The 24,773-nt window shown below is 65.3% G+C and carries 18 protein-coding genes and 6 pseudogenes; 10 read left to right on the forward strand and 14 right to left on the reverse strand.

Going from position 1 to position 24,773, the window contains the following annotated elements:
* Positions 1-9 precede the first annotated feature (9 nt).
* Together GEV43_RS25545 and GEV43_RS53985 are read right to left on the reverse strand one after the other, a co-directional pair.
* Positions 10-1,110, reverse strand: a complete 1,101-nt coding sequence (locus tag GEV43_RS25545; protein ID WP_160822877.1) for a hypothetical protein — start codon at positions 1,108-1,110, stop codon at positions 10-12.
* Positions 1,111-1,350: 240 nt separating this feature from the next.
* Positions 1,351-1,485: a hypothetical protein gene (locus tag GEV43_RS53985; RefSeq protein WP_302930987.1), complete on the reverse strand. Its 135-nt coding sequence runs from the start codon at positions 1,483-1,485 to the stop codon at positions 1,351-1,353.
* Between the two features lie 1,015 nt (positions 1,486-2,500).
* Between GEV43_RS53985 and GEV43_RS56280 the strand changes: the two are divergent.
* The 5 genes and pseudogenes from GEV43_RS56280 to GEV43_RS25570 all read left to right on the forward strand — a co-directional run.
* Positions 2,501-2,614, forward strand: a pseudogene (locus GEV43_RS56280) (RHS repeat-associated core domain-containing protein); the annotation flags it as partial.
* 388 nt (positions 2,615-3,002) lie between these two features.
* The gene (locus GEV43_RS51030; RefSeq protein ID WP_164717149.1) at positions 3,003-3,974 is read left to right on the forward strand and encodes a hypothetical protein; all 972 of its coding nucleotides are present in this window, start codon (positions 3,003-3,005) and stop codon (positions 3,972-3,974) included.
* Between the two features lie 23 nt (positions 3,975-3,997).
* The gene (locus tag GEV43_RS25560) at positions 3,998-4,291 is read left to right on the forward strand and encodes a hypothetical protein (RefSeq protein ID WP_160822879.1); all 294 of its coding nucleotides are present in this window, start codon (positions 3,998-4,000) and stop codon (positions 4,289-4,291) included.
* Between the two features lie 55 nt (positions 4,292-4,346).
* Positions 4,347-5,126 (forward strand): annotated as a pseudogene (locus tag GEV43_RS56285) (IS5 family transposase).
* A gap of 192 nt (positions 5,127-5,318) precedes the next feature.
* Positions 5,319-5,762 carry a suppressor of fused domain protein gene (locus GEV43_RS25570; RefSeq protein ID WP_241683039.1) on the forward strand — a complete coding sequence of 148 codons (444 nt, stop codon included), beginning with the start codon at positions 5,319-5,321 and terminating at the stop codon, positions 5,760-5,762.
* Between the two features lie 513 nt (positions 5,763-6,275).
* On the opposite strand, the pseudogene GEV43_RS56290 reads toward GEV43_RS25570, so the two are convergent.
* The 5 genes and pseudogenes from GEV43_RS56290 to GEV43_RS25590 form a co-directional block, all read right to left on the reverse strand.
* Positions 6,276-6,713 (reverse strand): annotated as a pseudogene (locus tag GEV43_RS56290) (transposase); the annotation flags it as partial.
* A gap of 240 nt (positions 6,714-6,953) precedes the next feature.
* Positions 6,954-7,280: a transposase gene (locus GEV43_RS56295; protein WP_375539105.1), complete on the reverse strand. Its 327-nt coding sequence runs from the start codon at positions 7,278-7,280 to the stop codon at positions 6,954-6,956.
* Positions 7,281-8,317: 1,037 nt separating this feature from the next.
* Positions 8,318-11,074, reverse strand: coding sequence for a type ISP restriction/modification enzyme (locus tag GEV43_RS25580; protein WP_160822880.1), 2,757 nt, complete (start codon positions 11,072-11,074; stop codon positions 8,318-8,320).
* Positions 11,071-11,649, reverse strand: a complete 579-nt coding sequence (locus tag GEV43_RS25585) for a hypothetical protein (RefSeq protein WP_160822881.1) — start codon at positions 11,647-11,649, stop codon at positions 11,071-11,073. The genes GEV43_RS25580 and GEV43_RS25585 overlap by 4 nt, the downstream gene beginning before the upstream one ends.
* A 306-nt stretch (positions 11,650-11,955) precedes the next feature.
* A pseudogene (locus tag GEV43_RS25590) lies at positions 11,956-12,186 on the reverse strand (transposase); the annotation flags it as partial.
* A 263-nt stretch (positions 12,187-12,449) separates the two neighbouring features.
* On the opposite strand from GEV43_RS25590, the gene GEV43_RS25595 reads away from it, so the two are divergent.
* Positions 12,450-13,706, forward strand: a complete 1,257-nt coding sequence (locus tag GEV43_RS25595; protein ID WP_160822883.1) for a hypothetical protein — start codon at positions 12,450-12,452, stop codon at positions 13,704-13,706.
* A 191-nt stretch (positions 13,707-13,897) separates the two neighbouring features.
* Here the strand turns inward: GEV43_RS25595 and GEV43_RS25600 are convergent, their stop codons facing one another.
* Entirely contained in the window at positions 13,898-14,065 is a 168-nt protein-coding gene (locus GEV43_RS25600; RefSeq protein WP_160822884.1) for a hypothetical protein, read from the reverse strand.
* Between the two features lie 118 nt (positions 14,066-14,183).
* Between GEV43_RS25600 and GEV43_RS25605 the strand changes: the two genes are divergently transcribed.
* The 3 genes and pseudogenes from GEV43_RS25605 to GEV43_RS25615 all read left to right on the forward strand — a co-directional run bounded on the left by GEV43_RS25605 (position 14,184) and on the right by GEV43_RS25615 (position 17,109).
* Entirely contained in the window at positions 14,184-14,864 is a 681-nt protein-coding gene (locus GEV43_RS25605; protein WP_206681280.1) for a hypothetical protein, read from the forward strand.
* A 954-nt stretch (positions 14,865-15,818) separates the two neighbouring features.
* Positions 15,819-16,469, forward strand: a pseudogene (locus GEV43_RS25610) (UTP--glucose-1-phosphate uridylyltransferase); the annotation flags it as partial.
* Between the two features lie 292 nt (positions 16,470-16,761).
* The gene (locus tag GEV43_RS25615; protein ID WP_160822885.1) at positions 16,762-17,109 is read left to right on the forward strand and encodes an SDR family oxidoreductase; all 348 of its coding nucleotides are present in this window, start codon (positions 16,762-16,764) and stop codon (positions 17,107-17,109) included.
* Positions 17,110-17,478: 369 nt separating this feature from the next.
* Here the strand turns inward: GEV43_RS25615 and GEV43_RS25620 are convergent.
* The 6 genes and pseudogenes from GEV43_RS25620 to GEV43_RS55125 all read right to left on the reverse strand — a co-directional run bounded on the left by GEV43_RS25620 (position 17,479) and on the right by GEV43_RS55125 (position 23,387).
* A pseudogene (locus tag GEV43_RS25620) lies at positions 17,479-18,287 on the reverse strand (IS5 family transposase).
* A 698-nt stretch (positions 18,288-18,985) separates the two neighbouring features.
* Positions 18,986-20,020 carry a hypothetical protein gene (locus GEV43_RS25625; RefSeq protein WP_160822886.1) on the reverse strand — a complete coding sequence of 345 codons (1,035 nt, stop codon included), beginning with the start codon at positions 20,018-20,020 and terminating at the stop codon, positions 18,986-18,988.
* A complete protein-coding gene (locus GEV43_RS25630) occupies positions 20,017-21,198 on the reverse strand; it encodes an MAB_1171c family putative transporter (RefSeq protein WP_160822887.1) in 1,182 nt (393 codons plus the stop codon). The genes GEV43_RS25625 and GEV43_RS25630 overlap by 4 nt, the downstream gene beginning before the upstream one ends.
* A 66-nt stretch (positions 21,199-21,264) precedes the next feature.
* Positions 21,265-21,804, reverse strand: a complete 540-nt coding sequence (locus GEV43_RS25635; protein ID WP_160822888.1) for a hypothetical protein — start codon at positions 21,802-21,804, stop codon at positions 21,265-21,267.
* Positions 21,805-21,884: 80 nt separating this feature from the next.
* A complete protein-coding gene (locus GEV43_RS25640) occupies positions 21,885-22,337 on the reverse strand; it encodes an XRE family transcriptional regulator (protein ID WP_160822889.1) in 453 nt (150 codons plus the stop codon).
* 894 nt (positions 22,338-23,231) lie between these two features.
* On the reverse strand, positions 23,232-23,387 hold the full coding sequence (locus GEV43_RS55125; RefSeq protein ID WP_309240072.1) for a hypothetical protein: 156 nt from the start codon (positions 23,385-23,387) through the stop codon (positions 23,232-23,234).
* On the opposite strand from GEV43_RS55125, the gene GEV43_RS25645 reads away from it, so the two are divergent.
* Positions 23,373-24,254 (forward strand): ParB N-terminal domain-containing protein, encoded by an 882-nt coding sequence (locus GEV43_RS25645; protein ID WP_309240036.1) that lies wholly within the window; start codon positions 23,373-23,375, stop codon positions 24,252-24,254. The genes GEV43_RS55125 and GEV43_RS25645 overlap by 15 nt on opposite strands.
* Positions 24,255-24,773 lie beyond the last annotated feature (519 nt).

Here is a 24,773-nt window from a genome sequence, read left to right on the forward strand (position 1 = left end):
TCCCCAGGGTCAGCGGCGCAGTTGCGCACCGAGTTCGCTGATGTGGCCGCGTTCCGCCGGATCCTCCGAGAGGGCCCGTGCGAGGGCTCGCGCGAATCCCTCAGGAACGGCCGGATTGAGGATCGAGGCCGACACCATAGGGACCGGCGACCGTCCCGTCACGATCAGGTGAACGAGCTCGGCGAGCGCGCGAACGTCATCGGCGGGCGCGAACCGATCGGAAGGATCGCTGAAATAGGCGAAGGCACGACCGGTGTCGCGCAGGGCGAGCTTTCCTCGCCGATCGGCCAGGATCGAGCCGAGCGTGAGGTCGCCATGGGTCAGCCCCCTCGCGTGCAAGGCAGCGAGGCCCGCGCACACGTCCTCAAGAGCCGCGCCGAGCACCTTCACCGTCTCCGCCGCACCCCCTCGGCCTTTGTAGAAGACCCCCATCGAGGTGAACGACGGAACGTCGACGGCGAGCACCAGCTCCGCCGGCGTCATCGACACCGCCGCCACCGCGGGCAGTCCTTGCAGCCCCTCTCCGAGGAGGTCCCGTTCGGCCGCGAGCTCCGCGCGCCACCGCAAGGTCTCGGGACCGGGCTCCCGCGATTCGGCCCTCCGGAGCCAGACGTGCCGGCCGTCCCGCCCAAGAGCGAAGGTCCGGGAGACGACAGTGGCGTCGTCGGCCGACCACTCCTCGACCGGAGCGCCCGTGACCCTGAACAGATCCTCGCCGATCTCGACCACCTCGCCGAGACCGAGAGGCGCCTCCGCGACGTCCTTGACCGGCTCGGGGCGTGCCCTCTCGACCGCGACCCAGCCCTCGTGCTCAGCCTTGATCGCGAGCAGTGTCTCTCCGGGCCAGAGCGCGGGGGCCTTATCGATGGTCCGGTGGCAGGCGGGGCAGAGCAGCATGAGATTGGCGACGCCGTCGACCTCGGCGGGCCTGTCCATCTCGGCACGCGGCCCGTCCGGAGAGGACGGGGCGATGTGGCCCATCTCGCCGATGTGCGCAGTGCTCCCGTCGATGTCGACGTTCCGAAGGCACATGCTGCACCGCCGGTCGGCGGCGTCGAACAGGGCACGCCGTACGCCCGCCGGAATTTGCTGCCGCTCCTTCTTGGCCACGCGGGGAATCGTAACGACCCACCCTGACAATCCGCCGTGGTACCACCACAAAACGCAGCCGCACAACATTAAGTGATCAACCTGCGAGATGCGGGACCTTCGGCTTCGAACTCGGCGTCGGCATGATTCGCCTCCTCAACCCACCGCGCCGAGCGCGACCATCACATCGGTCGCGGCAATGCGGGCACTCGCGATGACCTCGCCCCCGTTCTCGCGGGCGGCGGCAATGAACGGAGCGACTCAGGTCTTCTCAAAAATGATCAGCGCGGCGACCGTGTCGGCGTTCCTCACATCGGCCGCCCCGCACGCGTCCGACCCCGCCAGCAGCCCCGACTGGACGCCCGCGAAGACGGCGCAAGCACTCAGTTCCTTCACCGAGGACCGGAGAGGCCGATCAGAGTGATCGAGCCGTGTGCTCCTTACCGATCACCATGATCGATGAGCACTCGAACCACGCCGCGGTCGATGAAACCCGGCAGCGCCCGCGCCGTGCTGCCGGTGAGGCGGTCCCCGGGGAACTCGATCAGCACGAATCGATGGACCCATGGACTGAAGTACCGGGTTCCGTTCACAGCGGGAAACAGCGCCTCATCGTGTTGAGCGCCTTCACGCGCCGTGTTCGGCGTACATGTCGGCGGTGCCGATTTCGATGGGTGCTGGTGGGTGTACCGGCGTTGCGGCTGCCTGCACCCTGACACCGGTAAGTCGCGGGGCCGCTCCTGTCCGAGACGGGCGCTTGGTCGGCGGCATGGCAGTTGAGATCGGCGGCTGGAGCTTCCCGCCGACCTGGATGGCCGCCGTCGGTGTACCCGCCGGGTGGCTTCGCGTCCCGAACGGCTGCCGAGGCGGCGTTGGCGCGGCTGCGGACACCGAGCGCGGGTGACGCGAGTCCGAGCTTGTTGACGGTGGGGGACTGGTTGTCGCACTGGATCGCGGCCCGCAACCGTTCCTCCCCGCCTGTGCGCGGTTACACCAGCCATATCCCTCTCTCTACCTGACCCCGTACCTGGGCAAGCTGCTCCTCCGTGAGCTCTCGGCGGCGCATGTCCACACGACGTTCACCGCGATCGCCCGCCAGAGCGAGGCGCTAAGCAAGCCGGCGTCGCTGCCGATGTTGAACCGGATTCGTGCGACCTTACGGACGGCCCTCACGCCGCCATCCGCCAGGGCCTCAGCGACAAACCTGCCGCCCGAGTGGAACAGCCATGGCGAGGACACCGTCGCCTACCGCACCGGCACCTCCACCTCGACCGTTCAGTTCCTGGTCCCCAAATACCAGAACAGCAGCGAAGCCACCGTCAACGCCGTCGACCAGAACACCTGGAGCCTGCGCCGCTTCGGCCCGTTCGAAACCGAACGCGCCAACCCCGTCGGCGTGTGGCCCGCAGGCATGGACAAGGGGTACGGCGGCGGCACCAAGGACGCCAGCACCGGCCTCACCCACCTGGGCGCCCGCGAGTACGACCCTCAAATCGGCCGTTTCACCAGCGTCGACCCGGCCTTCAACGCCTCCCTGCCCGAAAGCTGGAAAGGCTTCGCCTACGCCGAGAACAACCCCATCGACCGCAGCGGCGCCGCCCGCGCCCCCGCCCTGCACGAGCTGGCTGTGCAAGGCCAAGAAGAAGGGCGCCGAGTTCGTCAGCAAACACCGCGCCACCATCGCCGCCGCCGCGGTCGGCGTCGGCTGCGGAGTCGCGATCGGCTGGACCGGCGTAGGCGGCGCCGGCTGCGCCGTCGCTTCCGGCGCGGTCTACGGCCTGGTTCACCACGCCCAGCACACCCCACGCGACCAATGGACGGCCGGCGGGTTCCTCAAAGAAGCAGCGATAGGCGGCGTCACCGGACTGGTCACCCACGGCGTCGCGGGCCTGGCCGCCAAGGCCGCCGCCCCGGTGATCCAACGAGTCGCTCCCCGCATCGCCGGCAAGATCGCAGGTCTCGGTGCCGGCAAGGGAGGCAGCGTCGCCAAGGGCAACCCCGCGGCCAAACCCCTACCCGCCGCCGCCAAGAAGATCTTCTCCTCCGGCCGGGCCCGATCCGCACCGGCCAAGGGCAAGTGCAGCTTCGTCCCCGGCACCGCCGTGCTGATGGCCGACGGCACCACCAAACCCATCGACCAGGTCCGCGTCGGCGACAAGGTCATCGCCACCGACCCCGCCACCGGCAAGACCGCCCCCCCGCACGGTCACCACCACCTTCAGCAACACCGGCGCCAAGCACCTCGTCAAACTCACCATCGACACCGACGGCAAACGTGGCGCCAAGACCGGCACCCTGACCGCCACCGACAACCACCCCTTCTGGACCCCCAAAACCAACCAATGGACCCGGCCGGCCACCTCAAACCCGGCATGTGGCTCCGAACCAGCGCCGGCACCTACGTCCAGATCTCGGCGGTCAAGACCTGGCACCAGCACCAACGCGTCCACAACCTGACCGTAGACGCCGACCACACCTACTACGCGCTTGCAGGCTCCGCACCCGTTCTCGTCCACAACTGCGGCCCCACCGACGCAGATGTCGATCCGAACATCGTCTATCGTGCACTGGCAAAGGGAGAGGACCCGGCGCTCGGACTGACCGCACGCGATCCGTCGGCTGTCGGTGTCTCGCCCCTGTCTCATGTCGAAGGCAAGAAGGCGAGCCCGTGGATTTCCACGAGCAAGCTGCCAAGTGTTGCTTTCGAGAAGTACAACAGTGGACATGGGATAGTTGCCATCGACCTCACCAAGGTCATTGGTCGAGTCGAAGATATCTCCGGTGGATTCCCTGGAAAGGGACGTTTTGACCAGTGGGCACGGAGGGATCAGGAGGTCCTGATCTTTGGAAGCATTCATCCAGACGCGATCATTGGATTCTGGTAGTGGCTAGGCATGACGATCCAGCGGTGCTGGAGGCACTCAATGGTGCATGGGACGACGAAACAGGCTTTCTGGGCCTGCTCAGGACAGGAGAATCTTCCCAAGCGGCTGGCGATGAATTTCTGGCGCTTCTTCGGTCGGTAAATATCGGGGAAGGGGAGCGTCTGCATCCGGACTTCATACGTCTTACTTGGTTTGCTCCACTTTTTGTGGAGTGGCAGATCGACAGGGCGGTCGACCGGGGTGTCGACCGAAAAAGAGTCGCACTCCTGTCGGATCAACTGCGTGAACTGCTCATGGAAATTCTCGGAACTCCATGACCTTAAGAGCATGTCTCATGTGGCCGGTTGATGGGGTGCGGCATGATTCGGGGACATGTCGTCGGTTCTTGCGCTCCGGTTGGTGCCGGATGGGTTGTGGGCGATCGTTGAGCCGTTGATCTCGGGGTTCGCGCCGCGTCGGCAGGGTGGTGGGACGGCGTCGGTGGATGATCGGGCGGTGTTCACCGCGATCGTGTAAGTGTTGACCAGCCGGTGTGCGTGGTGGCATCTGCCGTGCGAGTTCGGGGTGAAGGCGCCGAGAGCGCATCGGCGGTTCACCGCCTGGACCCGGGCGGGGCTGTGGCCGTGGCTGCATCGCGCGGTGCTGGATGAGCTCGGGGCCCGTGGGCAGGTGGACTGGGCGTCGGCGATCGTGGACGCCGCCGCGATTCGCGCGACAAAGGGGGCACACTGACCGGCCGCAATCCGGTCGGTCGGGGCAAGAAGGGCAAGGTGTTGTCGGATGCGGCCGGGCTGCCGCTGGTGGTCGTCGCGTCGGCGGCCAACGTGCACGACAGCCAGGCGTTCAAGCCGTTGCTGATGTCACTGCCGGCGATCCGTCCCGGCGCGGACCGCGCCGCCGCAAGTCGGTCAAGGACCGCGCCGACAAGACCTACAATCCCGCCGAGCACCTGGCCTGGCTGCACCGCCGCAGAATCGTGCCGCGCATCGCCCGAACCGGCGTGAGTCCAGCGAACGCCTGGGCTGCCACCGCTGGAAGATCGAACGGACCCTGGCCTGACTGCTCGACTACCGGCATCTGACCATCCGCTACGAACGCCACGGCCACCTGTTCAACGCCTTCCTCGTCCTCGCCGCCGCACTTACCTGCTAACAAGAAGCTCACCAAACTATCCACATGAGACACACTCTAAAGCGATTGCAAGGAATTTGGACCTATGGCCGACGAGAATGTACGAATTGTTGCTCTGGAGAACCACATGCGCGGCTTCTGGAACGAGCACCTCGTGGAGGAGGCAACCTGGAAAAGCGGGCCGGCCCTAGAGCGACTACCGTTCTTCTCTAGTTGGCGCGTTCTGCCGAGCGGGCAGGCGAAGCATGGGTCTATGTGACGACGGGATGCTCGCTTGTTCATACATCTGGTGGAGGGGTCGAATTCTTTGTCATGTCTCCTTTTGCCGATGAAAAACACTCCGAAACCCTGGCAATGGTGGGGCACTATCACTCGTTCCAAGCTCATAAGCTCGACGTTGGTTCGGTGGTCAATCTCGGCCGTCCGTGGATGCGTGGATCGAGCATGGAACACCTGCTCGTCAGTCTCCCGTATCCGTACGGCCCGGATCTCGAATGGGCATCACAGGACGCGGGTAGGGCACGGTTCTTGTGGCTGCTCCCGATCCATCGGAGCGAAGCTGTGTTCATTAAACGGCGGACGCTTGAGGAATTTGAATCTCTAATGGATGCAAGGGGTGTGAATGTTTTGGACTTCAATCGAGAGTCTATTGTGTGAAGTTACCCTTTTGTGTTCGCCTGGACGAACATCGGTCACCATGTGATCGAGATGCGGGCGTTCGCGTTCGCCGAGGCCGCGCAGGCCGCGTAGGAGCCGGTTGTAGGCGCGGTTGCCGATGCTGAGGGTGTGGCCGTCGGTGGGGTAGTTGATGGACGTAAGAACGCCGATTCCGGCGTCTTGGTAGCCGCCGTCGGCCAGGGTGGGAAGTCCCCGGGCCACTGCGGCGTACAGGGCGCTCAGGACGTGGGCGCGGGCTGCGACCAGATCGTGGACCGAGCCGGGCCCGACATCGGAGACCAGTGCGGGAGCCCAGCCGGGCCGCACAGGGCCTGGAGGTGGACGGCGTGCCGGTGGCCCTGCCGGAGTACCACAGATCGATCGGTTCGCCCTTGATACTGAGGAACCTTTGGGCGCACCGGTCGACCGGCATGAGCGACCCCTCCGTGAGATCCGTAGGCGTGTCCGTCGTCGCGGACGCGATCGAGCGCCTCGCGGATGTCTAGGCCGTGTTTAGAAAGTGGTGTTGGCCAGGGTTCGCAGCCAGATGTCGATCGTGGCGACGTGGATGGTGGCTTCGTAGCGGACGGCGAGTTTGTCGTAGCGGGAGGCCACCGCGCGGTGTTGCTTGAGCAGGCTGATGCCGCATTCCGCGGCGTGGCGCTGGCGGTAGGCGTCGGGGCCGAACACCGGCGGTCGTCCTTCGGCCGGGCCCTTGGCCTTGCGGTGGGCCTGCTGGTCGTCCTTGACCGGGATGGGCGCCCGGATGCCGCGACGCCGCAGGTAGGCCTGGTTGCCGCGGGAACTGTAGGCCTCGTCGGCCAAGCCACGGTCTGGCCGGGTCCGGGGACGTCCCGGCCCGAGCCTGGCGACCCGCACCCGCTCCAGCATCGCGGTGAACCAGGGGTTGTCGCCGCGCTGCCCACCGGTTAGCAGCACCGCCATCGGCTTGCGGCCCTGCTCCCGGCAAGACGGATCTTGGTGGCCAGCCCGCCCTGTGAGCGGCCCAGCACGTGGTCAGGTGGTTCTGGGCAGCCGGCCCCACCGGGTGGCTCGACCTGGGCGTCGCCATCGCGGCGGGCGCCGACGGCATGCTGGTGCGCCCGGCAGGTTGTGAAGTCCACCGTCACCCACCTGTCGATCAGCCCCACGGTATCGGCAAAGGCCATCAGCCTCGCCCAGATCAACGGGTCACATCTCCACGCAGTGCCAGCACCGAAACAACGCATACACCGACTGCCAGTGCCCGTACCGCTCGGGCACATCCCGCCACGGCGTACCAGCCCGCTCCCGCCATCGCACACCGTCCACCAACTGCCTGCGCGTCCACTTACGAGGCCGGCTCAGCCGCTTGGACCGGGGAAGCAGCGGCGCCAGCACCCGCCACTGCCGATCGGTCAGGTCCTTACGCGCTCCCATCGCTACCCTGGCCATCGAGGTCTCCGTGCAGATGGTCTTCGTGAGCTGCCAGAACGGCGATCCCCTCGCCGTGTATTGGTGCGCGGTGGCTCCCGACATCTGTCGCCGCAACCCGGCCGGGGATGTCGCGCTCACCGGGGAACCAGTGCAGCACCATGGCCGCCTGCCGAAGGCAGGTCAGCGCCCGACTGCCCTTCGGCGTTGCGCGCAGCCTCCCCTCCTGCCACCGCGACCGCCAACGTTGTGCCTGCCGAAAACTATGTCCGTGCAGGTGAGAGGAATAAGGGGTAACGGGCTCTGACGCGGGGCCTGATTAGTTGCAGAGCAATCCACGGCGCGGCGTTCGCTGCGGGATGGTGAACGGTTGTGCTCTTGAGACTGGCCTACTTGGTCGTGGCGAACACGTTCGCGGTGCTGCGTCTGCCTCCGATGACCGGTCGGGGAGAAGAACGCTGAGGGCGGAAGCCCGACACGTCCTGTTCGGGGCATCGCTTGCGACTGTAGACCCACACCATGCGATCGGGGGATGGGCCGGTCGCGCCCTCGGCCATCTGTCTCGTGCCTGGCAGGACGTAACCGAGGAGGATGTCCCAGTCCGCGTCGGCGAGCGAGCATGGAGCGAACAGGGGGACAGAATGGTCCATAAAGGGCGATGGGCAAACGCGACATCGTCTGCGTTTGCCCTGGGGGAGCGGGGTGCGCCGTCAGGGACTTGAACCCCGAACCCGCGGATCAAGAGTCGGCTGCTTTCGTGTCGGATCAGCGCCCTCGATGCTAAACGCTACCAAGATCTCCGCATCGAGCACCATATACGTCCCGGCGTATGTCAACCCTTGTCGGCTGCTACCAGGGCCCACGAGCGAACAACGAGCGAACAAGGCTGCATGATTATTGCTGCGGTCATGGGCTCGGGGCGCCATGCGGCCTGCCGTTGCGCTGGCCGCGCCCGTGGTGCTTGCAGACGGAGAGTCTGGCCTCTGCCTTGCTGGGCAACTACACGTCGCCTGACCTGCCCGATACGAAGTAGTCGGCAGCTGCTGGGTGGGGGATCTTCACCTGCGCCACCCGCCGCCCTGTCCGGTGTCGAACGTGAGTCGCCCTGGACGGCCACGAGAACGTAGGGGTTAGGACAAAGGTTAGCTTCCGGGGAGGGAAGAGGAGTTGGATGGTGCTGACGATGGTGGCTTTGTGGTGGCTTGTGGGACGGGAAGGACGCCAACATCCTCCAAGGCGCTACTGCTGATCAGTGGTCCTGCGCAGATCTCGTCCAGGAGTTGTTCCTGTTTCGGGTGCAGGAGCACGCATCCTGTCAATACGGAGAGAAGGGCTAGGAACTCGAATGTCAGGTTATGGCTCCAGGCGGTCAGTGTAATGTCGTCGAGTTCCGACGTTCTGCGCTTGTTTCGAGGCCGGGCGGTTCGGTCGTTCAACCAGCGCCACACGATACGCCGGCCGGAGACGGTGTAGTCGATGACCTCCTGTCGCACGGATGCGAAGGCGCCGTTACCGACGTAGAGCGTTTGTGTCTCGGGATCGTAGGCGAGGCGTTCGGAAATTTGCTCGGGAAGTGATCTCACGGGAGTCATGCACTTGATGCCGAAGCGCTCGACAACCGCGCGCTCCGACCGTTTGAGTGTCATGGTCGGATCGGTGATGCGGCTGCCATAGGTGTGGAGCCAGATGACCTCGTGTCCAATGGTCAATGCGTCGTTCCATGCCGTCGGGGCCGCAGTGATCGGGATCCGAACGCCTGGCTGTCGCAGCTCATACTTGAAGCGGCGGGTGTATCCGGGGTGTGCGGTCACAGCCGCGATGTAGGCCACCACATCCGACGCGGAGATGGACAGTCCCAATACACTGCTGAGGTGGTCGAGCAACGTGCCGGTCATGTTGGGGACGTCGCCGGCCTGGTCGCGCCAGAGTGGGCGCACCCCGCCGCCACCCCAGCCACAGAAGTGGTGGAGGTCTGGTATGAGGCCGGTGAACGTCAAAGCCGGGCCGTCCTCGACCTGGTGAGCGTCCTGTTCGGAGACATAGATCTGATGCTCGGATCGGACCTGCCAGAGCGGCGGTCGGGCCATGACCAGGAGCCGGTTGTCGGGGATGATCCACTGTCGGTCGAATGAACGGTAGGCCACCTGGATCGGTTCGGGGCAGTCGATGAACTCTTCGGCAAGCGGTCGGTGGGCTTGTGGGAAGCCGGGCAATGGCTTGACTTTGCTGTGCAAGGTTCGGTCGCGGCTCTCCCGGAAGAGTTCACGGCGCTCTCTGGTCGGGGCGGCGAGAAATGCGCGCCATCGGTCGTGTAGCAGGTCGGCTGTGGGTGCGTAGACCCAAGTCCGTCCAGGGGTGATCCCTCGGGAGCGCCATGGCATGAGATCGCCAAGTGAGGGGGAGGAGGTCCATACCGGGTCGCCGGCGGGGAGGAAAGCGGCCTGCCATTCGCTGTTGCAGCGCTGCCACCCCGGACCTGCCGTCTTCAGTACCTCCAGTGCGGAGCGCTTCTCCTCACGCGTTCCGGTCAACTCGATATACCGGACGTCGGCTGCCTCTTCCTCATCGGAACAGTCGGTGTTAGCGAAAATGAGGATGCTCAGTTGTCGGCCCACGTCGGGGCCGAAGATGCGCGTGGGCATCGGTGGACGGTTGCCCTCTGGTGTGAGCTCGATGACCCAGCCCACCTTGCACTTGCGACGCAGATACTCACGCAGACCACTGAAGGCACGGCTTCTGATCACGCTGGACGGGACGATGAAGGCGACTACGCCCGCTGGCATGCGCTGCTCGGCCTCGAACACCTTCCAGGCCGCCCACCGCAGGAAGTACCAGGGCATGCCGTGCAGATCGGACTCGTAGCGCCCGAGACCCTCGGCTCTGAACTCGTCGATGGAGGGTCGCGAGGCGATGGACCGAGGCATTGATGTTCCCCGTCGCGGATGTTCGATCCATGGGGCGCGGCCCTTCGCGTTCTCCACGTGTGGGGGATTGCCGATGACCACCATCACCGGAACCTTGAGCTTGATGTCGTTCGCCTCGTCGCGCGCTTCCTCCATCACGCGGTAGGGCGCGCCCAGCTTCCGCTGCACGTGGTTCGGGTCGGCCAGCGCGTCGGTGAGGAAGCGTCGCGCCTTGGGAGGTGTCTCCACCTGGAACCGGGTCTTGAAGGAGCCGTGGATGCGAAGCTCGGCGACCGCATACGGGGCGACCTGGATCTCGAACCCGATGAGCCTCTTCGAGACCAGATCATGGACGAAGTCCTCGCGTGTCCCCGGACCGAGCTTGTCGCCGACGCGGTCGGCCACGGCGCTGATGACCTCGACCAGGAAGGTCCCGGTTCCCATAGCGGGATCCACGATCACGACCTCGTCGTCGGCGAAGCCCCACTCCTTGCCGAGATGTTCTTGCAGTACCTCGTCGACGAACCTGACCATATGGCTGGCGACATCGATGGGGGTGTAGTAGGAGCCGGTGTCCTTGCGCAGCACGGGGTCATAGGTCGCGAGGAAGCGTTCGTACAGGTAGGCGTAGGCGTCCGCGGGGGTGACGTCGAGATCATTGAGTTCGGCGACGTCGATGACGCGGCGCAGGGTCTCGATCGTGTCCAGTTCATCGTCCACGCCGCTGGTGAGCACTGCGAACGCCTGGCCCATCAGCAGGTGCCGCTTCCCGAGCTTCTGGGCGATCCCGTAATAGGTCTCGCCGAGGAGGTGAATGCCGTCGACGCGGGCCAGGAGCAGCGCAAATGTGATCGTCTGTGCGAACGCGTCGGCGAACCGCTCGTTGTCGAGACCGGGGAAGAGCAGGTCCCGCCAGTCATCGGCCAGAAGCGCCAGCCGCATCTGCGACCGCTTCTTCAGCGGGTCGGTGATCGCGGCGTGGACCTCATCCTTCAACAGGCCGCACAGCCCCCGAGAATTCTCACCAGCGAGCTCAGCGTTCGAGGGGATTCCGGTTCCCAGAGCAGGAAACGCCGAAGGACACCGACCAGGTCGTCAACACCAGGCGCAGAGGGGCGGCGCAGATCGGAGACCGTGTTGGCAAGCCTGACGATCGGCGAAATCCGCTCGCCGTAGGAATACTGCGCCCATGTCACACCGTCGGTATAAATCACGTTCGGGAGCGAGCAGAGCTTCGTCCACTGTTCCTGGTCACCTCTCCCTGGACGCCACTCGGCCGCCCCGGGAACGCCTTTGCCAGGCTTCTTCAACTCGACATAGCCGACTCGCACGTGCCCGATGTTCACGGCGTAGTCCGGCCGCGCACGGAGCGAGCCGAGCCTCACCTCCCCATAGGGAACGGCCTCCACCCCGATGAACGTGCCGAGCTTCCGCAGCAGTATCTCCAGAGGGCCTCGTAGCTGGTCCTCCTCGGCTCCCCCCAATCCCCGCTTCTGGGATACCGTCCGGCCGAACTCAGCCACGATCGTTTGTGCGGAGGCTTTGGTCTCAGGCTTGGAGGACCGTGCCACACCCACCTCCAAAGAAGAGCGGCACCACCCTCACCGTGAGCGTTGTTCGGGACTTCATCAAGTCGCTGAGTGGTCACATCCGAACTGTTGGCCACATCCGGCTCAGTTCGTACTCGGGATAGCACGGGAGAGCCTGCCTCTAAGGGTGAGTAGCCGAGTGTTCGTGCGGCGGCCCTTCGGCCAGACGTGACGCTCTGCTGATCGTCCGACTGACACGCTCAGGACGCGGCAGCAGATCTTAATCGGCAGGCCCTCGCCGACCATCACCGCGATGGCTTGGAAGCGTCTTTTGGGGCACCGCCTTTCTCACCAGCTCGACCGCCCGTCTGGTGACGCCAGTTCGGTCTCCAGCTGGGCGATCCGGCGCCGCGCGGCGAACAACTCGACCTGATCGGCCGATGTCAACCCGGCCTCCAGGCAGGCATCGATCCGGTCCTGCCGCAGCCACACATAGATCGTCTGACCGGGCATCTGCAGGTCCGCAGCAACCTCGCGCACCGGCCGCCCGGCCTTCACCAGGTCCAACATCCTGCGACGGAACTCGGGGGATAGCTCCTAGCATCCTGTGCCTCTACTCATGATCGAAGACACGAGGTTCCCAGTAAGACGACCCCACCAAAGCCGGGGCACACCAAGGACTCCCCCTAACCCGGTGGACTCCACCGTCTGCTCAGGCATCCTCGCCGACGAGCGCCTGCGGGACCTACAGAGGGGACGGGCACCCCATCATTGGAGTCAGTGCCGAGTAACTCGGCGCGTCCTGCCAGCCCCGGGTGTCCCCACCTCGATCGGAGACCGTCGTGAAGAACAGCGTGTTGTGGCGAGTTGTCGACAACGACAGTGGCGACGAAGCCGTCGTCAGTACGCCTGCCGAGGCGGTCGCGTTCATCAACAGCCGGTTCGACACCGATGAGAACGACGAGCCGTTCAGCGTCACCGAGGTCGGTCCCTTCGTCCCGAAGCCGCTCGGCGTCATCACCGCGTGGGCGGCCAAACAGGACGACGGGCGGACCGACGGGCGACCTGCACCGATCACGATCAGGCCGGTAGTGACTGACAGCGCCGTCGACGAGTGCGACGACGTCGTGCTCTGGGGCGACGTGCAAGTCACATGGGACCACGACGTGTACACCGTCAATGGGCCGGACGGCTTCGAGTACAACGTCGCCGACAGCGCAGCCGAGCTCAGCGAGATCCTCGACGAGTACGCCACCGACTACGAGTACGTCGAACCTGAAAGGTCCGACAGCCAGGCGCGACCGAGCCAGCGAGAGTTGATCCGGTATGGCGCCCAGGAGTGCGCCAGCCGGTTCGGGCACCTTGACGACGACGCTCTGCTGTGGCTCGCTGCCACCCGGATCACGCTCGCCCTGTGGCGCAACACGCCTGTCGAGAACTGGCATGCCGGCAGGAGCCCGCTGCACGACGGCACGATGATGCGGATCAACGCGGCGACCACCCGGCTCGTGCGCTCGATGCTGTCGTTCGACCATGTCGACTGGGTCGCTGTCGGTCTCGCGATCGTCGACCCGTCTCGGGTTCTGCCGACTGGACAGTCTGTGCTCGAGCTCGGGTTGGCCTGTCACAACCCTGACGACCCGGCGCACGAGGATGATCCGCGCGACGATCTCGCGGAGATGGCACAGGACGCGATCGGTTGGGGCCGTGCGTACCGCCTCCACGAGCAGGAGTTCGGCCTGCGGACCCTGATCGAATTCTTCTGCGCGTTCGACAACGGCTGGTTCGGCGCACCTAGTTGGGGGCGCATCGTCGATCGGTTCGTTGCCGCAGTCGGCGACCGGGAGCACGGACACTGGCGGGTGCACCGGGACCAGCCTTGGTTCGACGAGTGGTTCATCAGCCGTCCGGCCGACATTGCGGACAACGCTGAACTGCGTCGGCTCCTGCTTGCCGGGCCGGACCTGCTGTCCGAAGCAGCTGCCGAATGGTGCGTAGAAGGTGCCATCGGCTACGTCTGTCAGGACGACCATGCGAACGGCTGCGAGCGGTGCGGTGCCCCGCCGGCGACAGAGTCGTCGAGTCAGTCGTCGGTTTGAAGCGCCCTGGTCTGATGGAGCCACCCACCCCCCGACCCGGGGTGCCTCTGTATTTGCCAAGTCACGGTGGTGGAGGCATAGAGTCGCTGCTAGCGGGTCCGGGAAGTGGCTTGTCCGAAGAGCCGGCTGACGGGGCTGGGCCGGTCGCGCTGGATATCAAAGACGTCCCCGAGTGTCCTCCCGGGCCCGTCCTAGCGCGGCGTCGTTCGGCCCTGGTCATGACCCATCAGGAGCCGGGATTGGACATCAGCTCGCTTGCATGACCGATCGCCGCTGGTGATCGCGGTGACGAGGCGGTACTCGGCCCGGCGCCGGCGCTTCATCAGCGCCTCGTACGACAGACCGAGCTCGTCGGCCACCCGGCGGGGATCGACGCGTCGGTGCCGAGAACTTTGTCACCGGCCTTGGACTGCGAGGAACCTGATCGCCTGCATGTTTGGCCACGGGCTCCGTGCAGGTGAGGCACTGTCGGTGTCTATGGCGCTACGTCTGGTGTATCTCGCGGTGGTGCGGGTGTTCGGCTGGGTGATGCTGCTGGCTCGGTCGGATGCGGCCAAGGACGTCGAGATTCCGGTGTTGCGGCATCAGGTGGCGGTGCTGCAGCGGCAGGTGAAGCGTCCGCGCCCTTCGTGGGCGGATCGAGCGGTGATCTCGGCGCTGATCCGGCTGCTGCCAGCCGGTCATCGTCGGCGGCTGCGGTCGTTTGTCTCCCCGCATACGGTGCTGCGTTGGCGCGCTCGGCTGATGCAGCGCCGCTGGACCTTTCCGCACCGGCGGCCGGGACGTTTACGCACTGCGGCGGTGATCCGCGGGCTGGTGCTGGAGAGGGCGCGCGACAACCCGACCTGGGGCCACCGGCCCATGCACGGTGAGCTGGTCGGCGTGGGCTACCGGGTGGCGCCGTCGACGGTGTGGGCGGTCCTCAAGGACGCCGGCATCGATCCCGCACCCTCACGAGCCGGGCCGAGTCGGCGCCAGTTCCTGGCCGCACAGGCCGGCTCGATCATCGCGGTGGACTTTTTCCACGTGGAGATGGTGCTCCTGCGCCGGGTGTACGTGCTGTTCTTCGTCGAACACGGCACCCGCCAGGTCCACCTGACCGGCGTGACCGCACACCCGTCGGGGGAGTGGGTAACCCCCAGGCCCGCAACCTGCTGATGGACCTCGGGCGGCGCGCCGACGAGCTGAGGTTCCTCATCCGCGACCGCGTCACCAGGTTCACCGCGGCGTTCACCCCGATCGGCGCTCGGGTCATTGTGACCCCGGTGCGGCTCCGCGGGCCAAGGCGTTCGCCGAACGCTGGTCGGCAATGCCAGACGCGAGTGCACCGACCGGCTCCTGATCGCCGGCGAACGTGTGTGTCCGCCGAAACTAGATCCGTGCAGGTAAGAGTCGTGATCGCTGGTGTCGGCAGGCCACGGGGTGATGGTTCGGGTGATCGCTTCGGATGTGGGCGCGGGACATCGTCGCCCCGGCATGATGGTCGGCCGTGTTGTTGCGATTGGCGTATCCGACGGTGACGAACACGTTCGCGGTGCTTGGTCTTCTTCCGCTGAGCGATCGTGACAAGGACGTTGAGATCCTGGCGTTGCGGCATTAGATCGCGGTCTTGGAGCGCCGGTTGGGCGGTGCGGCGGCGAAGCGAAGGCCATTTGGATGCGTGTCTGTAGGAGCACATGCCTGCATGCTGTGCCATGGACGGGCACCATCTGCTGGTCGTCCATGGCACTGCAGAGTGGTGGACGCCGGGTGACGACCCGTGGCGGGGGCGAGCCGTACAGAACGCTCAGAGTGCGCCTCCTCGCGGAGGCGTCTGAGCTCCCCGAACGTGGCGATCGCGGCAGCCTCCTGTCGCTGAGTTCGCTCGGTACGTCCCCGATCGGCATCCCCGCGGATCGCTCAGCATGACCCACCGTTTGTCGGCAACGTAGTTTTGCGTCTTCGGTAAGTCCGCACCGCGACAGCCGATTAAACGCCAGCTCAGGGCACGCTCGGCCGACCCGCCGAGCGGTGATCGAAGTGAGAACTGCTGAAGTAGCTCCGCGTTGCCGGGACTTCTCGCGCGACGGTCCTAGGTGCGGCTAAATTCGCCGTATGACCAGTATCAGCCGAATGGCCAAGGCGGTCCTCCCGGCCGTCGGACTGGGCACGCGATTTCTCCCTGCGACAAAGGCAGTTCCGAAGGAAATGCTGCCGGTCATGGACAGACTCGCCATCCAGTACGTAGTGGAGGAAGCCGTCTCGGCCGGCCTCTCCGAAGTACTAATTGTGGCAGGACGTAACAAGAACACCCCGAAAGATCATTTCGACTGCGGTTTCGAACTCGAAAGCGTCCTCAGGGGAAAAGGAGATGACGCGAAGCTCTCCCGGCTGACGTCGTCCGCCGCCCTCGCGAACATCCACTATCTGCGCCAGGGCGACGCCCGGGGCCTCGGTCACGCCGTGCTGCGGGCCGCGTCGTACGTCGGGGACGAGCCGTTCGCCGTCCTTCTCGGTGACGACCTGATCGACGCCGGGGACACGCTGCTCACGCGCATGACCGAGGCCAGTGAGCGGTACGGGGGCAGCGTCCTGGCGCTGATGGAGGTGGATCGGGAGCAGATCTCCCGGTACGGGTGCGCGGCCGTGGCCAGGACCGGCGAGCACGACGTGCTGCGGGTGACCGACCTGGTCGAGAAGCCCGCGCCCGGCGAGGCCCCGAGCGGGTACGCGGTGCTCGGCCGCTACGTCCTGGACGCCGTGGTGTTCGGTGTCCTGCGCCGCACGCGGCCGGGCCGCGGTGGCGAGGTCCAGCTCACGGACACTCTGCGCGAGTTGTGCGCGGGCGACGGGGCGAAGGGCCCTATGCATGGTGTGACCCCGGCGACTATCTGCGGGCCGTTGTCCAGCTCGCCTGGGAGGGGGAGGACCTGGGGCCCGGTTTCCGCACATGGCTCGGCGAGTTCGTCACGTCGAACGCGAACACGGGCCCGCTCCCCGTACCGGCCGGACCGTGTCTTGGCGCCACATAAACGCCTTCCGGTGAAACGGAAGGCACCAGTGAAAGGGAGAAAAGTTGGACCTGCAGCTCTCCGACAAGGTTTACCTCGTCACCGGAGCGTCATCGGGAATCGGTGCGGCCAGCGTGCGGCTGCTGGCAGCGGCGGCCAAGACGGCGCTGCTATCGGTCTCCAAGCCCCTGTCAGTGGAGTTCGCGCCATTCGGGGTGCGCTCCAACGTCGTCTCTCCAGGACCGACCCGCACTGCCCTGTTCGACGCACCAGGCGGCTTCGCCGAACAGCTCGTCGAGCGGTATGGGATGTCCCCGGACGAGGCAGTCGATCACTTCATCCGTGCGGAGCGCACTGTAGCGCCGCTGCTCGCTGATGGGCTGCCTGCCCAGGAGTCGGCACCGGCCTCATGACGTGCCCGAGCCGGGTGAGCAAAAGGCGAGCAGGATGGCCGCGACGCGGTATTCATAAAGGGCCCTGGTGCTTCCTTGGCGAAGGGAGAGACGCTCTGTTTCGGGGCCGTCGATTGCAACTGCAGGCCCACACCATGCGACCGGAAGGTGGACCAGTCGCGCCCTCGGCCATCCGCCTCGTGCCTGGTAGGACGAAACCGATGATGATGGTGTTCCGATCCGAGTCGGCGAGCGAACCTGGAGTGAACAGGGGTGACAGAATGGCCCATAAAGGCCGACGGGCAAACGGACATCATCTGTGTTTGCTGTGGGGGAGCGGGGTGCGCCGTCAGGGACTTGAACCCCGAACCTGCGGATTAAGAGCGTGTCTCATGTGGACCGTTTGGCGAGCTTCTTGTAGCAGGTGATGGCGGCGGCGAGGACGAGGAAGGCGTTAAACAGGTGGCCGTGGCGTTGGTAGCGGATGGTCAGGCGTCGGTAGCCGAGCAGCCAGGGTCTGTTCGATCTTCCAGCGGTGGCGGCCCAGGTGTTCGCTGGACTCGATGCCGGGCCGGGCGATGCGCGGCACGATTCCGCGGCGGCGCAGCCAGGCCAGGTGCTCGGCGGAGTGGTAGGCCTTGTCGGCGCGGACCTTGACCGGCCTGCGCCGGCGCGGCCCGCGCCGGGCCCGGATCGCCGGCAACGCCATCAGCAACGGCTGAACGCCCGGCTGTCGTGCACATTGGCTGCCGACACCGCGACCACCAGCGGCAGCCCGGCCGCATCCGACAGCACGTGGAGTTTGCTGCCCTTCCTGTCCCGATCGACCGGACTTGGGCCGGTCAGCATGCCCCCCTTTTCGCACGGACGGCGGCGGCGTCCACGATCGCTGACGCCTAGTCCACCTGCCCCGGGCCCGAACTCGTCCAGCACCGCGCGATGCAGCCGCGGCCACAACCCCGCCCGCGTCCACGCAGTGAACCGCCGATGCGCCGTCGGCACCCTCACCCCGAACTCACCCGGCAGATGCCGCCATGCACACCCACTGGTCAGCACATACACGATCGCGGTGAACACCGCCCGATCATCCACCGACGCCGTCCCACCACCCTGCCGGCGCGGCGCAAACCCGGGATCAACGGCTCAACGATCGCCCACAACTCATCCGGCACCAATCGGAGCGCAAGATCAGACGACATGCCCCAAATCACGCCGCACACTGGCGGTCAGATCCACGTGAGACACGCTCTAAGAGTCCGCTGCTCGCGCTGTCACCCCGTACCGGCCGGTGACGCGCGGAGTCATTTTGCGTCGCTTCATCCGCGTCTCATCCATTTTCTAATGTCAGACTCTATCTCTTGCTGATGGTCCGTACCGGGGCAGACGAGCACCCATGGAGCACCCACGATGGTGCTTGCGTCTGCGTGCGCGGGGTGATGTCGTCCTGAAAACTTTCGTCCGACTTCAAGTTTGGAACCTTCCGCCGCTACATTCGGAGATCTTGTGGGGGTGTTCGCTCTCGGGACCCGTGATCATTGGGTGGTGATCTGTGGATGACCTTTCCTGTCCTACGGACTGGTGGTGTCCTGGGAGCCGACGCTGGTCGAGCTATCCTCGCGGATCATCGGCCCGTTGTTCACCCGCCCAGAACTGCGGTCACACCTACCTCGACGGCATGGCCGAGGGCGACCTCCCTGGGCATCGTTACCCCACTGCTGAACGCCGCGTCCCCGCCGCCAACTTCCGTGCCAGGGCATGCCCGCAGCCATGCCCTGTGAGGTCTGTGCAGCGGCCATTCTCGATCCTTCGAGTCCGGTGAACAGGACGGACAAGAGCCGTGTAACGAGAGACCGTTACGCACGGTTCTGTGAGAGCCCAGGGGTGAGATTCCCCTGGGCTACTCGACCGACACCGTGCAGATCTCGCCGGAATTCTGGGGGCGTCCAGAGAGGTTCATGGTGTGCCAGATGTCGTCGATGATCCTCCGCGCCGAACGTGGCGGACGCTCGTTTCGGCGGAACTGATCGAGGGTGGCGGAGAGCCTGGTCAACGGTCTGGTCGAACGGACGGTTCCAAGTAGCGGGAGGAGCTGGTCAACGGTGGATTCCGCATCGTGCCAGGCACCTGCCTCCAACTGCGCGTGCATGAGGACGCACAGGTAGAGGAAGCGGTCTCGGCGTGCTTTGTGGGGAGCAACCATCAGTGCATGTGAGATGGGGTCGATCGCTGCCTTCCAGTCGCCGAGACTGCCGAGCATCGCTCCGGTGGCGTGGTTGAAGCCGCGTTCGGATACCCACCACGCCCAGCCGGGGTCACGGTCGCTGACGCCTTCGGAAAGCAGGCCGGTGGCCGAATCGAGCGTCTTGGTCGCCTCGGTCCGCAGCCCCATCTGCGCGTATGCGCGCGCTACCCTGAGCTTGAACATCGCCGTCAGCCGGGGAGTGAGCCCGCCGTGGTCGAGAATCGGTTCGACCCACAGCAGGGAGCTGATGGGGCGCCTCAGATAGAGGGCCTGAAGGCTCAAGTTGTGAAGAACGAACAACTCCATGGACCGGTCGCCGGCCGTCCGTGCAAGTGCGAGCGCATGCCGGTTGACGCGGTAGGACTGCGCGTGCCGATTGGCGTCGCACAGGAGCCAGCCGGTGAGCTCGGCGAACTCGGCGACGGCGGCACGAACGTCGCGCTCTGCCCGGCGGCGAATCCCGCGCCGGTCGAGGTCGTGTCTCACCGCGGCTAGGGCGCGCAGGGCAAGGGCGGAGGTGTGGTCTCCACCGAACCGCACGTCGAGGTCCACTAGGCACTGCACCTTCTGCTGCAGCGCAAGGACGTAATCCTCGTCGGCGGGTGCGAGGTCTTCGGCTGCCCCTGGCGGTGCCGCGAGAACATGGAGATCTTCCTGGCTGCCCGAAGGCAAGGGGAGGGCGCCCATCATGCGCGGGAAGCCCTGAGGACCGACGCGCCGACTTCTCTCGGAGTTATCCGCCCGAACTCCTCGGCGACCATGGTCAGCCACTGGACCTGGTCAGGAAGATCGCCTGGTGTGGCGAAAAGCGTGTCCGCGGGTGCGGCGGCCGCGAGTCCGTCGGCTTTGGCGCGCAGCGCCGCGCACAGCTGAAATGCCTCGGCGATGGCCTGGCACCTCTTTTCTTCGAGTCCGGATTCCCTCGCCCGGCGCCGGGCGTCCTCGACGTCGCCGGGATGGAGGTATGGACGCAAGGCCAGCTGTCCGTCCAGGATCTCGATGACTCTCCGATAGAGGCGATGTTCGAGGTCCCTCGGGGGTAGCAGGCTGGCCAGCCGAGAGCCGGGGGGCTCCTTGGCGATCATGGGAGCGGCTTCGTACAGAGCGGTCCACAGCGGATACAGCTGCCGGTACGCGCGGTAGTCTCCCGTCCATCGATGAACGTGGGACAACCAGGGGCCCCATCCGGGAATGGTCCAGCCCACCAGTTCCAGCAGCGAGCCCACATCGCCGGCCAACCACTGGAGCGGGTCCCAGCGCGTCATGTCCGCACCGCTCTGTACCCCGATGATCTCTACGTAGCGCATTGCGCAGTACACCAGGATGAAGCCCGCACCTGTGACGACGATCCACATACCGCGGCGCAGCCATGCGCGGCCGACGATGCCGGCATAGTGAACGGACAGCCGCATTGTAATGATCTGCCCCACCGCGACCACGCCAATATAGACGCACAAGTACGTGACGTAGCGGGAGTTCTCCATGTTCAGCAGGCTGGCGGTCTCGGCGTCGTGCCGTCTTGGCGGGAGCGCGAACACGAACATGGCGACTAGGAGGATCAGCATCGCGCCGAAGGAGGCCACGCGCTTTCGAGCCTTGGTCCTGGCGACATCCAGCGGATAGGACCAGTTGATCAACACAACCTGTTGGGCCGCGGTCAGGACGACCACGGTGCAGTGGATCAGAATTGTGGTGATGTTCCGGTATCCGAACAGGTCGGCGATGGACGGCCAGACGAAATCCAGCCCTAGGAAGAAGCTGAGGAACGAACTCGCGAAATAGACACAGACAGCGACTACCGCCACCTCGGTGGGGTGACGCACCAGGCGAGGCAACGTGTAGAGCAGCGCCATCAACGCGCCGATCATGCAACTCCACTCGAGAACGTCGTAAAGCATGGCCAGATGCCCATTTCTCTGTAGATCGACCAAGTATCAGCGCCGCGGGGAGTGCGGTCTACCGAGCGTTCGTTCGATTCTGGCAACTACTTCGGTCTGTCCGGGAGGTGATCCTCGCACTTCACGGGGATGGCCCTCGGTGGGCTGCTCAACGACCAAGGACATGAGGTCGGCGAACGTCTCGGCCTCGAGTTCCTGGGTGTTGTCATAGGCTGTCCGGCCCAGCATGCTCCTGATGAGCTCAGGGTCGAGATCGGGCAGAAGGAGTCCGGGAAGACCTCCGCCGGGGCCGGGCCCGACTCGGTGAGCGAAGAGCATGTGCCCGATCTCGTGCAGGATGATGTGCCGCTGGTGCAACGGCGAGGTGCCTTGCTCGTGGAAGATGTAGTCCGCGCCCGCCGTGCTGACCCACATGCCGCATGGCGTTCCGGGGGCGGTCTCGATCGGATTCAGGCGGATCGAACGCCCTCGTCGTCGTTCGATCTGGAGACAGAACTCGCCGATGTCGAACGGATCGGGGATGTCGAGCGAGTCGACGAGAGCTCGGCACCGTCGTCTCACATCCCGATCAGTCAAGTTCTGACCTCTCGATTTCCGAACGTGCATCGTCTGGATGACCTGGAATCGCCTTGCCAACGTCGATGTCGGCCGTCCCGTCACCGATCAGTCTGGTCCCTATGTGGCTGGGTGGATCGGTGCTGTTCCATGCGGGCGGCGCTCGCGATCATCTCACCAATCATGCGTCTTCCTTCGGGGGACAGATCTGCCAGAGTCCGCAGAGTCGCGGTGTCGACACCGCCGTCGCGCATCAGCGCGAGCAGCGTGAGCTGGTCCTCGATGCTTTCGGCTTCCGAGCCCTCGCCGAAATAGCCGATGGGCACTCTGAAGAAGGTAGCAAGTGTTGTCAGGGTGCGCAGGGTGGGATTCGGTTGTCGGCTTGTTCGCAGCTTCCACACGGTGGATCGGGAGATGTCCTCTCCTGTCACCCTCTGGAGGGCGGCGGCGACCTCGGCGTCTGAGGTGGCAGGCTTGACGTCCGGTGGCCACATGTGACGAATCAGCCAGTTGATCTTTTCTGCCAGCGTTTTCGGTGCCTGTCCAACTGACATGAGTTCCTCCGCTGTCCACAAGTGGTCACCGAGCACAAGGGGGCCGAAAGGTGTGTGCCACGTCGTTGGGTCTCGCCCGGTGCTACCTGCCCCCGATAGCAAGCTTGACACCAGTGGCCAACGTGGGTTACTCCTACTGCATGCTACTTCTATCTACAACTTCCACAGTGCAGCTATTACAGTAGCAACGAGCGGAACTGCCCGGCAGGATTGGTGGGGGTGCTCTGACGAGAGAGAACCTGGCTGCCGCCTCCCACTGCCTTCTGGTACGCGCCCCAGCGCCTGCATCTGCGTCTTCGCGTCAACGAAATCATCACAGCAACGGTGTGGCCCATGACAAGACGTTTCCCACACCCCCATGTCACGCAGCGTGTGACATGGGCACTTCTCTCGCGGCGAATACTCGGCCATCTCCCGGCCGGCCTCCTGGCAAAAGCCTTTTCGTGGTTCGCTGTGGTTAGCGTTAGATCCGCCGCCGCTTCCGTCCACAATTCCCGCCACTAAGTTCCGCGCGGTCGCCTTGGCGGCCCATCGGCCGGCCGTCCCGCCCAGACGTCGTGGCCTCGATCTGGCCCGGTGCGCATCGTCGGCTCGCCGTTGCCGTCCCGAAGCCGTTTCGCCACCGGATCACCGTCAGGCATCCCGAAACGCCCCCTCGCACCGGCGCGACCGACCTGCCGTGCTCGACCAGCGACCAGAAGAAGGCCCTGGGAGTGCGGAGAAGACCAAGGGCATCTGTCATTCCATCAAACGTACAAGTGAAGCTATCTCGAATGCATTCCACCAGGGGGCCTGCCCTCGGAGATAGCGGCAATCGGCGTAGAGACAAGGTAGGCATCTCTCAGGCGATACCGGGCATCGCACCGATCGGGTCTCGGTGGTCTGAGGGCCACGTCACGGGTAGGAGGTGCTGGGGTCTTGGCTGAAGCCCTCCGCGACCGAGGAAACCCAGAGGTCCCACGAGATCGCGATCAGGAAATCGTTGAGATACCACTCGATAATCTCTGTATTGCTGCATCCCCGCGCCTGGCAGGGATCAACGAAGATCACGTGAGGCTTCTCGCCGATTCCCTGGACCCTTTGCCGCCGATCCTGGTCCAGAGGACGACGATGCGGGTGATCGACGGAATGCACCGCCTCCGGGCCGCCGAGCTGACGGGAAAGCGCAAGATAAGGGTCCAGTTCTTCGATGGAGATGACAAGGAGTCATTCATCAGAGCCGTGGCGGAGAACGTCACACATGGCCTTCCGTTGACTTTGGAAGAGCGGAAGGCTGCCGCCACGCGGGTCATAACGCTGTACCCCGAATGGTCTGACCGGGCCGTAGCGAAGGCGACAGGTCTCTCTGGGAAGACGGTCGCGCTGATGCGCGGGGAGGCGGATGAGAAAGTCTCGCAGGGCGACAAGCGGCTGGGGCAGGACGGGCGGCTCAGACCTGTCGACAGCGCGCATGGTCGTCGCTTGACGGCTGAGCTGCTGGCCAGCCGACCTGACGCCTCGTTGCGGGAGATCGCAGCCATCGCCGGCGTCTCACCGAATACGGTTCGCGCGGTCCGCGAGCAGATACGGCGAGGTGGCGGCCAAGCCGCCTCGCGTCAGTGCGCCACGGGCGAGGCGCAACACGAGGGAGCCGTCGAGGCAGGGTCTCGATTCGTCTCCCCCGAAGTGGAGAAGGATGTTCGTGATCAGATTCTTGACCGTTTGAAGCGCGACCCGTCGATCAGATATACAGAGGTGGGGCGCACACTGCTTCGCTGGCTGCATGCCCAACCCGTATTCGGTCGACCAGAGGAACTGGTCGACGCACTTCCCGCACACTGTCTCCTGGTGGTGGCGCGACTCGCCAGCGAGTACGCTCAGGAATGGAAGGTTCTGGCCGAACTCCTCGAAAGCAAGGCACACACGTCAACCGCCTGATGGGCGGCACTTGAGCAAGGCGACTCCGCGTTCCCGACGGTCTCGCTGCGGTCGCCCTGGACATTCGCGGTCGGTCTGACAGGACAGTGCATCCCGGCGCACACCCGCCGGCGACAGGGAGACGTGTTCAACACCGCCACAACAGGGCTGCCAGGCTTTCCGTGCTGAAGTCGCGGCTGAGGAGTGGGAGTCGGCGCAAGTGGCAGCGGACGCACTGCGTCAAGAGCATCTGGCAGCCGCGCGCCGTCATGGGCGACCTGCTGGGCGAGTCGTTCTAGGCCGGCCTGGAGTGTCGCCAGGCAGAGCGGGCCACCATGTCGAGGCTGGCCACCCCGCGGATGCTCAACACGAGGGGCGTCACGTCCACCGACGCCTTCTGGCCGATCCGGTGGGCCGGTGCACGATCCCGATCTCTGTCGACCGCAGGAGCGACTGACCGTCGCACCCCTACGCCACGCGCGAGTCGCTACACGAGGCCGAGATGCGGGCGGTCGAGGGACTCACGCACCGCTGTTTCCT

Source organism: Actinomadura sp. J1-007 (genome assembly GCF_009793335.1).
Classification (GTDB): domain Bacteria; phylum Actinomycetota; class Actinomycetes; order Streptosporangiales; family Streptosporangiaceae; genus Spirillospora; species Spirillospora yumaensis.